We start from the raw sequence: 12558 nt of genomic DNA, 5'->3' as shown, positions 1-12558 counted from the left end.
GGTCAGTGCGTGCGCAGGCCCTCGAACGTCATGTGGACCACGGCGTCGGCGAGTTGATCGATGGAGGTGCCCCCGCGCGGGCTGTACCACTCGATGAGGGAGTTGACCATGCCGAAAAGTAGGCGGCTGATCAGCGCGGGGTCGATGTCCGGGCGCAGATCGCCCTCCGAGACGGCCTCGCTGACCAGCCGCGCGACCACATCGTCGAATTCGCGGCGGCGGGCGAGGGCGCGGCGTTCGACGGGGCTGTTGCCACGCACCCGCAGCAGCAATGTCACATACGGCAGCTCGGTGGCCAGCACGTGGACGCTGCGGCGCACCAGGTGCTCGAGCCGGTCGATGTAGGGGCCCGAGGTGACCTCGGGTTCGGTGGTGACCGCGAACAGCCCGTTGAGCGCGCGCCCGAGCGCCAGTTCCAGCAGCTCTTCCTTGCCGGAGACATGGTGGTAGATGGACGATTTCGTGATTCCGAGCCGCTGCGCCAGGGTCTCCATGCTGGTGCCGTCGTAGCCCTTCTCGTTGAAGACCTTGACGGCGACCGACAGCAGGGAGTCGAGGTCGTAGCCGGGCCGGCCGGGGCCGGACCTGCGGGTGACGCGCGGAGAAGCCATCCGCCCATCTTCTCAGTGCCCGGCGTGCATTTCGCGCAGACCCGCGGCCGAGGCTTGATTACCGACCGAACATTCGGTAATTATGGAAACGAGGACAGGAGTGTGAGGATGCGCGAGGTCTTTCTGGTGGACGGGGCGCGAACGCCCCAGGGGCGCTACGGCGGCGCTCTGGCCGAAGTCCGGCCCGATGACATGGCGGCGCTGGTGGTCCGGGAAGCGGTGCGCCGGGCCGCGATCCCCGATGACGCGGTGGACGAGGTGATCCTGGGTGCGGCCAATCAGTCCGGCGAGGACAACCGCAATGTCGCCCGGATGGCGGCGCTGCTGGCCGGGCTGCCGGATTCGGTGCCAGGATTCACGGTCAACCGGTTGTGCGCGAGCGGATTGACAGCCGTCGCGACCGCCGCCGCCATGATTCGCGGCGGCGACGCCGATCTGATCGTGGCGGGCGGCGCCGAATCGATGACGCGAGCGCCGTGGGTGGTCGCCAAACCCGGTGTGGCATGGGCCAAGCCGGGGGAGCTGACCGACACCGCCCTCGGATGGCGTTTCACCAATGAGCGTTTCGCGCGAGCGGATGCGGCTGTGCTCGGCAGCGGCCCGGAGGTACGCAAGGTGACATTGGCGATGGGGGAGACCGCCGAAGAGGTGGCTGTCGCCGAGGGCATTTCCCGCACGGAGAGCGACGAATTCGCACTGCGCAGCCAGCGGCGCGCTGCTGCGGCCATCGACGCCGGACGTTTCGTGGCGGAGATCGTCCCCGTCCCGGTCCGCGGTGGCGAGGTGAGCACCGACGAGGTCCCGCGGCGCGACACGACCCTCGAAAAGCTCGTGGGCTTGCGTCCGGTGTTCCGTCCGGGGGGCATTGTCACCGCGGGGTCGTCGTCGCCATTGTCCGATGGGGCGGCCGCGCTGGTGGTGGCCAGTGCGGAGGCGGTACGTCGGCACGGTCTGAGGGTGCGTGCCCGGATCGTCGCCGCGGCGAATGCCGGTGTGCCGCCCAATGTCATGGGATTGGGTCCGGTGCCCGCCACCCGCAAAGTCCTCGGCCGCGCCGGGTGGGCGGTCGGTGATCTCGGTGCGGTCGAGCTGAACGAAGCGTTCGCCGCCCAGTCGCTGGGCGTGATGAGGCAGTTGAAGCTGGACGAGGAGATCGTCAACGCCGACGGCGGCGCGATCGCGCTGGGGCATCCGCTCGGATGCTCCGGTGCACGAATCCTGTTGACGCTATTGGGGCGTATGGAGCGCGAAGGCGCGCGCCGCGGACTCGCGACCCTCTGCGTGGGTGTCGGTCAGGGTGCGGCGATGCTGGTGGAGGTCCCGTGAGCCGCCTGTTCTCCACCCTCGAGGTCACCGAGTCCGACGACCGCACGGTGGTGGTCCTGGATCGGCCGGAACGACGCAATGCCATTGACGCCGCGATGATCTCCGAGCTGCACCGGGTCTGCGAGCGGCTGGAACATACGCCGAGACCATTGCTGCTCACCGGTCGTGGCGACCACTTCGCAGGTGGCGCCGATATCACCGAATTGCGTGACCGGGGACTGAACGAAGCGCTGGCCGGGATCAACCGCACCCTGTTCGACAGGGTGGCGCGGCTGCCGCTGCCGACGATCGCCGCGGTGAGCGGTTACGCCTTCGGCGGAGGCGCCGAATTGGCCTATGCCTGCGACATCCGGATCGCCACGCCGACGGCCGTTTTCGCGAATCCGGAACCAGGTCTGGGTATCACGGCCGCGGCGGGCGCCAGTTATCGGCTGCCGGAGCTCGTTGGCGCCTCGATCGCCAAGCAGGTCCTGCTCGGTGGTGCACGGCTGGATGCCGACCGCGCACTGCGGTGCGGGCTGGTGCTCGACGTCGTCCCGGAGGGGACACACGTCACCGCCGCACACGAACTCCTCGACCGCGTCGTGCGCCAGTCACCGCTGGCCTTGCGGCTGACCAAGCTGGTCGCCGACGGCTCCCGTGCCGATGACATCGCCCAAGCGGTGCTGTTCGACAGCGCCGAGAAGTACGAGCGGATGACCGCATTCCTGGAGAAGAGGACACGATGACCGACACTGCGATGGCCGTACGGATCGGGGTGATCGGCGGGGGACGGATGGGCGCGGGCATCGCCCAGTCCTTCGCCACCCTCGGCAGCGATGTCACCGTCGTCGAATCAGGCGACCTTGCGGCAGCACGGCAGCGTATTCGCAATGGCCTGTCTGCGGCAGCGGACCGAAATGCGCTGGGCGGCAGTGATGATATCGACACGATCATGGGGAGAATCACCCTGGCTGCGGCCATCGCCGAGCTGCCCGCCGATTCGGATCTGGTGATCGAAGCGGTGCCGGAGACCCCGCGACTCAAGGCCGAAGTGCTGACTGCCGCGGAGCGGGCGGTCGGGCCGGACACGGTGCTCGCCTCCAACACCAGTTCCCTGTCCATCACGGAACTGGGTGCGGTGCTGAAGGACCCGAGCCGCTTCCTCGGAATGCACTTCTTCAATCCCGTTCCCGCGTCGAAACTTGTCGAGGTGGTGCGCGCCCCCGCCACCGCCCCCGGCGTCACGGAGCGAGTGCGCGGCTGGGTCGCCGCGCTGGGCAAAGCCGAGGTCTTGGTGAACGACGCCCCGGGCTTCGCGACCAGCCGCCTCGGGGTGTGCCTCGGTCTGGAGGCCGTCCGCATGCTCGAGGACGGTGTCGCGGACGCCGAATCCATCGACCGGGCAATGGAACTGGGCTACCGGCATGCGATGGGCCCGTTGCGGTCGACCGATCTGGTCGGGCTCGACGTCCGGCTCGCGATCGCCGAACACCTCGCCGCCACCCTGGGACCCCGCTTCGAACCCCCACAGCTGCTGCGCGACAAGGTCGCCCGGGGTGAGCTGGGGCGCAAGACCGGACGCGGGTTCTACGACTGGAACGGCGGAACGAAAGGAACGACTCGATGACCACCGCCACCATGGAAATGAGTGATGGCCTGGCCGTCCTCACACTGGCGCGGCCCGCGGCATCCAACGCGCTGGACCGCGCCCTCAAAGAGGAACTGCTCGACGCCTTGCGATCCCTCGCTGCCGACGACAGCGTCCGGGCCGTCCTGCTGCGCGCGGAGGGCCGGAACTTCTGTGTCGGACAGGATCTCGCCGAGCACGTGACCGCGCTGGACGCCGACCCGGCCACCGCCATGGCGACCGTCCGGGAACACTACAACCCGCTGATCACCGCGTTGGCGGGGATCCAGGTACCGGTGGTCGTCGCGATACAGGGCGCCTGTGTCGGTGCCGGACTCGGCATCGCGCTCGCGGGCGATATCCGAATCAGCGGGCAGTCGTCGATCTTCGCCACCGCGTTCACCGGCATCGGCCTGGCCAGCGATTCGGGCCTGAGCCACAGCCTGGCACGTGCCCTCGGCACCGCGCGCGCCGCCGGGCTCATGCTGCTCGGCGATCGGATCGACGCCGCCCGGGCCCTGGAATGGGGACTGGTGCATCGGGTCGTCGACGACTCCGAATTGGACACCGCGGCACGCCAACTCGCGGCCCGCCTGGCCGCAGGACCGACCGCCGCCTACCGAGAGGTGAAGGCGCTGCTGGAGCGGTCGGACGCCGATCTGGCCGACACGCTGGAACACGAAGCCGACGCCCAGCAGCGGCTCGGCGCGAGCGCGGACCATCGCGCCGCGGTCACTGCCTTCCTGTCCAAGACAAACCCGGTCTTCACCGGTCACTGAAGGGTTCGGTCATGAACACCCCTGTCTCCGACGATCTGCAGGCGGGATTCGACGCCACACTCGACGCCGATCAGCGTATCGAGCCACGCGACTGGATGCCGGACGCCTACCGCGCCACCCTGATTCGCCAGATCGCCCAGCACGCCCACTCCGAGATCATCGGCATGCAGCCCGAAGGCAACTGGCTCACCCGCGCGCCCTCGCTGCGCCGCAAGGCGATCCTGCTGGCCAAGGTCCAGGACGAGGCCGGGCACGGTCTGTACCTGTACTCGGCGGCGGAAACCCTGGGCGCGGACCGCGGCGACCTCACCGGCAAACTGCTCTCCGGCCAGCAGAAGTACTCCTCGATCTTCAACTATCCGACCCTGACCTTCGCCGATGTCGGGGTCATCGGGTGGCTGGTGGACGGCGCGGCGATCTGCAACCAGGTTCCGCTGTGCCGCAGCTCGTTCGGTCCCTACGCACGCGCGATGATCCGGGTCTGCAAGGAGGAGTCGTTCCATCAGCGTCAGGGCTACGAGCTGCTCATGACCATGATGCGCGGCACCGACGCCCAGCGGGCCATGGTGCAGGAGTCCGTCGACCGGTGGTGGTGGCCGGCACTGATGATGTTCGGCCCGCCCGACGACGCCTCACCCAACACCGCGCAGTCCATGCGCTGGCGGATCAAACGCCACACCAATGACGAACTGCGGCAGCGATTCGTCGACATGACGGTTCCGCAGGCCGCGACGCTGGGTGTCACCCTGCCCGATCCGGAACTGGCATGGAACGCCGACCGCGGCGCCCACGACTTCGGCCGACCCGACTGGGACGAGTTCGCGCAGGTCGTGGCCGGCAACGGTGCGTGCAATGCGCAGCGGATCGGTGTCCGGCGATCCGCTCACGACGACGGGGCGTGGGTGCGCGAAGCAGCCGCGGCATTCGCCCACCGCAACGGAAACCAGGAGGCATGACCATGACCGGAACTCGTTCGGAATGGCCGCTGTATGAGGTGTTCGTGCGTGGCAAGCGCGGACTCAACCACGTCCACGTGGGTTCCCTGCACGCCGCCGACGACGAGATGGCACTGCGGCACGCCCGCGACGTCTACACCCGCCGCAACGAGGGCGTGAGCATCTGGGTGGTGCCCTCGCACACCATCGCCGCATCCAGCCCGGCCGAAAAGGATCCCTTCTTCGCGCCCAACCGCGACAAGGTCTACCGCCACCCGACCTTCTACGAGATCCCCGACACCGTCCCCCACATGTGAGGCGCCGCCATGATCGACCACGACAATCCCTTCGACGGTCTCGCCGCCGCCGATGACGACGGCCGCTGGGCCTTCGGGACAAGCTTCGACGATCCCCTGGCCGGGGTGGACACGAGCGTGCCTGGGGACGCGGACGCCTCGGCGCTGGCGCGGTACTGTCTCATGCTCGCCGACGATGCCCTGATCAGCGCCCAGAGGATGACCGAATTGGTCACGCACGCACCAGAATTGGAGGAGGAGGTAGCGCTGGCCAATATCGGCCTGGACCTGCTCGGGCAGGCGCGGCTGCTGCTGGCCCGTGCTGCGGCCGCGGATCCCGCCGTCGTGCCGTACCTCTCGGATACCTCACCCATTCCGCCCGAGGATGCGTTGGCGTTCTTCCGTACCGACGCAGAATTCCGCAATGTGCGCCTGTGTGAACTCGACAATGGCGACTTCGCGCAGGCGATCACCAGGCTGCTCGTCTTCTCGACCTGGCGGCTGGCGGTGTTCGCGCGTTTGCGGGACTCACGGGATCCGGTGCTGTCGGCAGTGGCGCACAAGGGGGTCAAGGAACTGACCTACCACCGTGATTACGCGGCCCGATGGGCGGTCGTGCTCGGCGCGGGGACCGACGAGTCGCACGGTCGGCTGGTCCGGGCGCTCGGCCAGGTCTGGCCCTTCGTTCCCGAATTGTTCAGCACCTCCTCGGACGAGACGGCGCTCGCGGCGGCCGGGGTGGCCGTGGACCCCGCGCAGGTGCGCACCGAGGTCGAGGAGACCCTCACCACGATTCTGCGGGCTGCGGAAACCACTGCACCCGAGCGGGCTTCGGCCGCCACTGTCGGCGGGCGCGCCGGACGCGACGGCCTGCACACCGAAGCGCTGGGGCTGATCCTGGCCGAGATGCAGAGCGTGGCCCGCGCCCATCCGGAAGCGTCATGGTGACCGCGGCCGCCACCGCCGGAGAAGATCGTGCCCGGGCGGTGGCCGCGGCGGTCGCGGACCCGGAGATGCCGATGCTCACCATTGCAGACCTCGGCGTCCTGCGCGACGTACGGGTCGAACCCGAGGGCGTGGTCGTCGTGACCATCACCCCCACCTACTCGGGGTGCCCGGCCATGGCGACCATTCGGGCCGACATCGAATACGACCTGCGCGCAAACGGTTTCGTGGCCGTGCGGGTGGACACCGTGCTGTCGCCGCCGTGGACCAGCGACTGGATCACCCCCGACGGGCGGCGCAAGCTGCGCGAACATGGGTACTCCCCGCCGGGCCCGGCGCCGGCGCGAACCGGCGGGCCCATCCCGCTCACCCTGACCGCGCCTTCGCGCTCCGTGCGCTGCCCGTACTGCGGCTCGGCCGCGACCGAACTCGTCTCGCCGTTCGCGGCCACCGCGTGCAAGGCGCTGTATCGCTGCCGCGACTGTCTCGAACCGTTCGATCATGTGAAGGAGATCTGAGGTGACCACGACCACGGCACCTACCATCGGCCGATCCCGCGCGTTCTACGCGCTCGAGGTCGCGGCCGTGCAGCGCCTGTGCGACGACGCCGTCGCGGTGACCTTCGCCGTACCGGATCGGCTTGCCGACGAATTCCATTTCCGGCCGGGCCAATTCCTCACACTGCGGCGGACGGTGGACGGCGTCGAGCAGCGGCGTTCGTATTCGATCTGCGCTGCTCAGGGCGCGGCGCCCCGGGTCGGAGTGCGGGAGGTATCCGGCGGCCTGTTCTCGAACTGGCTGGTCCACGAGGTCACGCCGGGCGATCGCGTAGAGGTGCAGCCCCCGTCCGGCAGCTTCGTCGCCGACACGTCGAGCGCCGGACGGCATCTGCTGGTGGGCGCCGGGTCCGGCATCACTCCGCTGCTGTCGATCGCCGCCTCGCTGCTCGCCAACCCCGACAGCCGGGTGACGCTGCTGTACGGCAACCGGCGCACCCGCTCGGTCATGTTCGCCGACGAGCTCGCCGACCTGAAAGACGCCTACGGCGAACGCTTCTCGCTCATCCACGTGCTCTCCCGAGAACCACGCGACGTCGAATTGTTCAGCGGCCGAATCGATGCCGACCGACTACGTGAAATCCTCACGGCGCTGGTCGATATCGACGGTATCGACCACGCGTGGATCTGCGGGCCGCATGGCATGGTGGACGACACCGTCACCGTGCTGGCCGACTTCGGGGTGGCCGCCGATCGCGTCCACCGCGAGCTGTTCTACGTCGGCGACACCCCACCACCGCCGGAGCCCCACCACGAACCGGGGACGACCGGGCCGAGCAGCCGGGTCACCATCACTCTCGACGGCCGCTCCACCACCGCCGACCTGCCACGGGACCGGACGATTCTGGATGCTGCCGAACAGGTGCGCTCGGATCTGCCCTTCGCGTGCAAGGGCGGAGTGTGCGGCACCTGCCGCGCCAAGATCACCGACGGGGCGGCGGACATGCGGCGCAACTACGCCCTCGAGGACAGCGAAATCGCGGCGGGCTTCGTGCTCACCTGCCAGAGCTACCCGATCACCGACGCCCTCACCGTCGACTTCGACGCCTGATCACCACACCGACAGGACATTCCCTTGAGCACCGTCGCTCCCATTCCCGCCACGGTTCCCGCCGACGATATCGAATTCGCCTCTCGCGACCGCATCGCCGCACTGCAACTCGAACGGCTGCGCTGGTCACTACAGCACGCCTACGAGCACGTTTCCCACTACCGCACCGCATTCGACGCGGTCGGTGTGCACCCGTCGGACCTGAGAGAACTGTCCGACCTCGCGAAATTCCCATTCACCACCAAGGCCGACCTGCGAGCCAACTATCCCTTCGGGATGTTCGCCGTTCCGCGCGAACAGGTGTCGCGCATCCACGCCTCCTCCGGCACCACCGGCCAGCCCACTGTCGTCGGCTATACCGCCGGCGATCTCGGACACTGGGCCGATCTCATCGCCCGCAGCCTGCGCGCCGCGGGCGTGCGCTCCACCGACGTCGTGCACATCGCCTACGGCTACGGGCTGTTCACCGGGGGACTCGGCGCCCACTACGGCGCGGAACGACTGGGCTGCACCGTGATTCCCATGTCGGGTGGCATGACCGAGCGCCAGGTGCGCCTGATCCAGGATTTCAAGCCCGACGCCATCATGGTGACGCCGTCCTACATGCTGACATTGCTCGACGCCATGACCCGCCAGGGCATCCACCCAGCATCGACGTCCCTGCGGATCGGCGTGTTCGGAGCCGAGCCGTGGACCGAGGCCATGCGCCGCGAACTCGAATCACAACTGGCCATCGACGCCCTCGACATCTACGGGCTGTCCGAGGTCATCGGCCCCGGCGTCGCCATGGAATGCGCGGAAACCAAAGACGGACCGCATATCTGGGAAGATCACTTCTACCCGGAAATCATCGATCCCGAGACCGGACAGGTGCTGCCCGACGGGGCCGAAGGCGAGCTCGTGTTCACCTCCCTGACCAAGGAGGCATTCCCCGTCATCCGCTACCGCACCCGCGATATCACCCGCCTGCTGCCCGGCACCGCACGCACCATGCGCAGAATGCAGAAGATCACCGGCCGCAGCGATGACATGATCATCCTGCGCGGCGTGAACCTGTTCCCCACCCAGATCGAGGAAATCGTCCTCACCGTGCCGACGCTGGCACCCCAATTCGAGTGCGTGCTGGACCGGCCCGGCCGGATGGATCGGCTGACGGTGCGAGTCGAAGCCCGCCCCGACGCCACCGCCGCGGAGCGAGAGGTGGCGGCCGCGACATTGATCCACCTGGTCAAGCAGCAGATCGGTATCACCGTGGGCGTCGAGGTACTCGCGCCCGAGACCCTCGAGCGATCGTCGGGCAAGGTACGCCGCCTGATCGACAACCGCCCCCACTGAACTCGTCCGAGGGAGTACCCGATGAACGAATACGTCGGCGAGGATTCCACCGGAATCAATTTCGCCCGTGCCATGCTCGACGCGGATCCCGCGTCGGCAGACTGCGGAATTCAGTTGCTGGCCAACGGACCCGGGTCCGCCACCCTCGCCATGAAGATCACCGACGACATGCTCAACGGCCACGCCATCACCCACGGCGGCTATGTCTTTCTCCTCGCCGACAGCGCCTTCGCGGTGGCGTGCAATGGTTACGGCCGTCCCACGGTGGCCGCTGGCGCGTCGATCACCTACCTGGAACCGACGACCGCCGGCGACGAGCTGGTCGCCGAAGCCGTCGAGCGGGCCCGCTACGGCCGCAACGGCATCTACGACGTCACCGTGCGTCGCGGCGAGATCGTCGTGGCCGAATTCCGAGGCACCAGCCGCGAGATCCGGACTCGCGCCTGACGCGCTCTCGGCCCTCGTCGGCGCCGGCACCCTTCCTATGCTCATAGTTTCCACAACGATCGGCCCGCGGTGACACTGTTCACCGCGGGCCGATCGTTGTTGCGCGATCAGGAGTGGCTGTGCAGTGGGCGGCCGGCCAGGGCGAGCATGGCTTCGCCGAGGGCTTCGTTCTGGGTGGGGTGGGCGTGGATGAAGGGCGCGATGTCGGTGGGGAGTGCCTCCCAGGCGACCGCCAGTTGGGCCTCCCCAATCGACTCACCGATTCGGTCGCCGACCATATGGACGCCGACCACCGGACCGGTTTCACCCGCGCGCACGACTTTCACACCTCCGGTGGTGCGGAGGATCTGGCTCTTGCCGTTGCCGGCGAGATCGTAAACCGTTGCGGTGCAAGCACCGTACTGTTCGCGGGCGGCGGTTTCGGTAAGGCCGACGGAGGCGAGTTCCGGGTGCGAGTACACCACGCGCGGAATGAGGTGGTCTGCGACCGGGACGGGCGAGAGGCCGGCGATCTCCTCGGCGACGAACAGGCCATGCTGGAATCCGCGGTGCGCCAGCTGGGGCCCGGCAACGAGGTCACCAACGGCGTACACCCCGGACACATTCGTAAGCAGTCGGTCGTCGGTGACCACGCAGCCGTTGTCGACAGCGATGCCCGCCGCCGCGAGGTCGGCGCTGCGCGGGGTACGGCCGACGGCGACGAGGAGGACGTCGGCCGCCAGCGTTTCGCCCCCGGCCAGCTCCACCGACACCCCGTTGTCGCCCTCCTTCGCTGCTGCCACACGGGTTTTCGTGCGCACAGTGATTCCGCGTCTGCGCAGTGCCCGCGTCAATTGCGTCGAGCTCCAGGGATCTTCGGCCATGAGCAGGTGGGGGAGGGCTTCGACAATCGTTACCTCGGCGCCGAAGGAACGCCAGAGACTGGCGAATTCGACGCCGATGACGCCACCGCCGAGCACGATCGCCGAGTGCGGGATGAAGTCCAGCTCCAGCGCTTGATCACTGGTGAGGATGCGGGCACCGGCTTCGATGCCGTCGAGCAGACGCGGTCGGGATCCGGTCGCCAGGACGACCGATTCGCCGGTGTAGCGCACGCCGTCGACGGTGACAGAGCGGTCCGGCGAGTACACCCCGGTACCCTCCACGATCCTGATCTTGCCGCCGGAGAGCAGCCCGCGCAGTCCTTTGTGCAAGCGTTGCACGACACCGTTCTTGTACGTGTGCAGCTCGTCGACGTCGATGCCGTGAAGCTCAGTCAGGACACCGAAAGAGGTTGCGGTGCGGGCTGTTTCGGCGATCTCGGCGGCACGCAGCAGCGCCTTGGTCGGGATGCAGCCGCGATGTAGACAGGTGCCGCCGACCTTGTCGGCCTCGACAAGGGTAACGGTCAGGCCCAGCTGGGCGGCGCGCAGGGCGCAGGCGTAGCCGCCCGAGCCGCCGCCCAGGATCAGGACATCACTATGGGTTTCGGTCATCACAGCCTCCCCAGCGCGGCGACGGGGTTTTCCAGGTAGTCGGCGAACAGTCGCAGGAATCCGCCGGCCGCTCCGCCGTCGCATACCCGATGGTCGAAGCTGAGCGAGACCTGGGTGAGCTTGCGGACGGTGAGCACACCGTCGACCACCCACGGCCGGTCGACAATGCGGCCGATTCCCAGGATCGCGGCTTCCGGGTGATTGATGATCGGGGTCGAGCCGTCGACACCGAAGACGCCATAGTTGTTGAGGGTGAAGGTGCCTCCGGTCAACCGGGCAGGCGGCAGCTTGCCCTCGCGCGCGGTCTCGACGGTGTCGCGCAGCGCATGGGCCAGCTCCACAGTGGTCATGGTGTCGGAGTGGTCGAGGACCGGAACGATCAGACCGCGCGGAGTTTGCGCGGCCACGCCGAGATTCACCTGGCCGTGACGGATGATCTCGCCGTGCTCGGTGTCCACCGACGCGTTGAGCTCCGGATACCTGGACAGTGCCGCGATGGTCAGGCGCGCCACCACCGCAAGCAGACTCACCTGGTCCTCGGGTGGCAGACCGTGATTGATGGCGGCGCGGGCCCGCAGCAGCTCGGTGGCATCGACATCGACCCAGGTGGTCGCGTCGGGAATCTCGCGGCGACTGGTGGACAACTTGTCGGCGACCGTCTTGCGCAGGCCCTTCAGCGGAATCCGCTCGAGATGGAAGCGGGCGGGGCCGGACACGGGAGCTGTGAGTACGGGCGGGCTCTCGACATCAGCGTGGCTTTCGACATCGGCGCGGACGATGATGCCCCCGGGCCCGGTTCCGGTCAGTGCGGAGAGGTCGATTCCCTTGCTCAGGGCCAGGTTTCGCACCAATGGCGAGATGACTCGAGGCGCGGACGGCGGGACCGGGGTACTGGTCGATCCCACTACGTCCGCTTGCTCATGTACCCCGGGGGCGGCGGTTGATCGGTCCACGGAGTGCACCCGCCGGCGTCGGCGCGGGGCATCGAAACCGGTGCCGTACCCGATGAGCACATTGCCCGATCCTGCGCGCTCCTCCTCCCGATACTGTTCATGACCTGCCGGTGCGGCCGGTGCCGGCCCGGCCGCGTCGGCGTTCGTGCCACGGATGGTGACCAGCGGGGTGCCGACCTTCAGCGTGTCGCCCGCGGCCCCGTGTAGTTCGATCACGGTGCCCTCGAACGGAACCGGCA

General features: G+C 68.2%; 14 protein-coding genes. 11 read left to right on the top strand and 3 right to left on the bottom strand.

Translation table 11 applies throughout. The features are described from left to right. Positions 1–2: 2 nt before the first annotated feature. A complete protein-coding gene (locus ACFXKA_RS35100) occupies positions 3–611 on the bottom strand; it encodes a TetR/AcrR family transcriptional regulator (protein WP_354845682.1) in 609 nt (202 codons plus the stop codon). Between the two features lie 108 nt (positions 612–719). Here ACFXKA_RS35100 and ACFXKA_RS35095 point away from each other — a divergent pair, with 108 nt between their 5' ends. The 11 genes from ACFXKA_RS35095 to paaI are packed head-to-tail and all read left to right on the top strand — an operon-like array spanning position 720 to position 9891. Continuing rightward, positions 720–1937, top strand: a complete 1218-nt coding sequence (locus tag ACFXKA_RS35095; RefSeq protein WP_379430599.1) for a thiolase family protein — start codon at positions 720–722, stop codon at positions 1935–1937. A 5-nt stretch (positions 1938–1942) separates the two neighbouring features. Continuing rightward, positions 1943–2665, top strand: a complete 723-nt coding sequence (locus tag ACFXKA_RS35090) for an enoyl-CoA hydratase/isomerase family protein (RefSeq protein ID WP_379430651.1) — start codon at positions 1943–1945, stop codon at positions 2663–2665. Next, positions 2662–3546 (top strand): 3-hydroxyacyl-CoA dehydrogenase family protein, encoded by an 885-nt coding sequence (locus tag ACFXKA_RS35085; RefSeq protein WP_379430598.1) that lies wholly within the window; start codon positions 2662–2664, stop codon positions 3544–3546. Before ACFXKA_RS35090 ends, ACFXKA_RS35085 begins: the two co-directional genes overlap by 4 nt. Then, a complete protein-coding gene (locus ACFXKA_RS35080) occupies positions 3543–4325 on the top strand; it encodes an enoyl-CoA hydratase/isomerase family protein (protein WP_379430597.1) in 783 nt (260 codons plus the stop codon). The genes ACFXKA_RS35085 and ACFXKA_RS35080 overlap by 4 nt, the downstream gene beginning before the upstream one ends. 11 nt (positions 4326–4336) lie before the next feature. Next, entirely contained in the window at positions 4337–5281 is a 945-nt protein-coding gene (paaA, locus tag ACFXKA_RS35075; RefSeq protein ID WP_354845671.1) for a 1,2-phenylacetyl-CoA epoxidase subunit PaaA, read from the top strand. A 2-nt stretch (positions 5282–5283) separates the two neighbouring features. Then, complete coding sequence (gene paaB / locus ACFXKA_RS35070; protein ID WP_379430596.1) at positions 5284–5577, top strand: 1,2-phenylacetyl-CoA epoxidase subunit PaaB; 294 nt, start codon at positions 5284–5286, stop codon at positions 5575–5577. A gap of 9 nt (positions 5578–5586) precedes the next feature. Next, positions 5587–6504 (top strand): 1,2-phenylacetyl-CoA epoxidase subunit PaaC, encoded by a 918-nt coding sequence (gene paaC / locus ACFXKA_RS35065; RefSeq protein ID WP_379430595.1) that lies wholly within the window; start codon positions 5587–5589, stop codon positions 6502–6504. Further along, positions 6498–7019, top strand: coding sequence for a 1,2-phenylacetyl-CoA epoxidase subunit PaaD (gene paaD, locus ACFXKA_RS35060; RefSeq protein ID WP_379430594.1), 522 nt, complete (start codon positions 6498–6500; stop codon positions 7017–7019). The genes paaC and paaD overlap by 7 nt, the downstream gene beginning before the upstream one ends. 1 nt (position 7020) lies before the next feature. Then, positions 7021–8109 carry a 1,2-phenylacetyl-CoA epoxidase subunit PaaE gene (gene paaE / locus ACFXKA_RS35055; protein ID WP_379430593.1) on the top strand — a complete coding sequence of 363 codons (1089 nt, stop codon included), beginning with the start codon at positions 7021–7023 and terminating at the stop codon, positions 8107–8109. 24 nt (positions 8110–8133) lie between these two features. After that, entirely contained in the window at positions 8134–9444 is a 1311-nt protein-coding gene (gene paaK, locus ACFXKA_RS35050; RefSeq protein WP_379430592.1) for a phenylacetate--CoA ligase PaaK, read from the top strand. Between the two features lie 21 nt (positions 9445–9465). Further along, complete coding sequence (gene paaI, locus ACFXKA_RS35045) at positions 9466–9891, top strand: hydroxyphenylacetyl-CoA thioesterase PaaI (RefSeq protein ID WP_379430591.1); 426 nt, start codon at positions 9466–9468, stop codon at positions 9889–9891. 107 nt (positions 9892–9998) lie between these two features. Here the strand turns inward: paaI and lpdA are convergent, their stop codons facing one another. Together lpdA and ACFXKA_RS35035 are read right to left on the bottom strand one after the other, a co-directional pair. After that, the gene (lpdA, locus tag ACFXKA_RS35040; RefSeq protein WP_379430590.1) at positions 9999–11366 is read right to left on the bottom strand and encodes a dihydrolipoyl dehydrogenase; all 1368 of its coding nucleotides are present in this window, start codon (positions 11364–11366) and stop codon (positions 9999–10001) included. Beyond that, positions 11366–12558, bottom strand: a 1193-nt coding sequence (locus ACFXKA_RS35035; protein ID WP_379430589.1) for a dihydrolipoamide acetyltransferase family protein, incomplete at its 5' end; no start/stop codon positions are given. The genes lpdA and ACFXKA_RS35035, both read right to left, overlap by 1 nt.

This window comes from Nocardia sp. NPDC059228 (assembly GCF_042754245.1).
Lineage (GTDB): Bacteria > Actinomycetota > Actinomycetes > Mycobacteriales > Mycobacteriaceae > Nocardia.
Note: the sequence above shows the minus strand (reverse complement) of the source record. Positions and strands in the feature narration are given on the sequence as shown.

Coding starts and splice junctions, on each gene's coding strand:
- paaA (WP_354845671.1), top strand. CDS start 4,337: ATGAACACCCCTGTCTCCGACGATCTGCAGGCGGGATTCGACGCCACA.
- ACFXKA_RS35100 (WP_354845682.1), bottom strand. CDS start 611: ATGGCTTCTCCGCGCGTCACCCGCAGGTCCGGCCCCGGCCGGCCCGGC.
- paaI (WP_379430591.1), top strand. CDS start 9,466: ATGAACGAATACGTCGGCGAGGATTCCACCGGAATCAATTTCGCCCGT.
- ACFXKA_RS35085 (WP_379430598.1), top strand. CDS start 2,662: ATGACCGACACTGCGATGGCCGTACGGATCGGGGTGATCGGCGGGGGA.
- paaC (WP_379430595.1), top strand. CDS start 5,587: ATGATCGACCACGACAATCCCTTCGACGGTCTCGCCGCCGCCGATGAC.
- paaD (WP_379430594.1), top strand. CDS start 6,498: ATGGTGACCGCGGCCGCCACCGCCGGAGAAGATCGTGCCCGGGCGGTG.
- ACFXKA_RS35095 (WP_379430599.1), top strand. CDS start 720: ATGCGCGAGGTCTTTCTGGTGGACGGGGCGCGAACGCCCCAGGGGCGC.
- lpdA (WP_379430590.1), bottom strand. CDS start 11,366: ATGACCGAAACCCATAGTGATGTCCTGATCCTGGGCGGCGGCTCGGGC.
- ACFXKA_RS35080 (WP_379430597.1), top strand. CDS start 3,543: ATGACCACCGCCACCATGGAAATGAGTGATGGCCTGGCCGTCCTCACA.
- paaB (WP_379430596.1), top strand. CDS start 5,284: ATGACCGGAACTCGTTCGGAATGGCCGCTGTATGAGGTGTTCGTGCGT.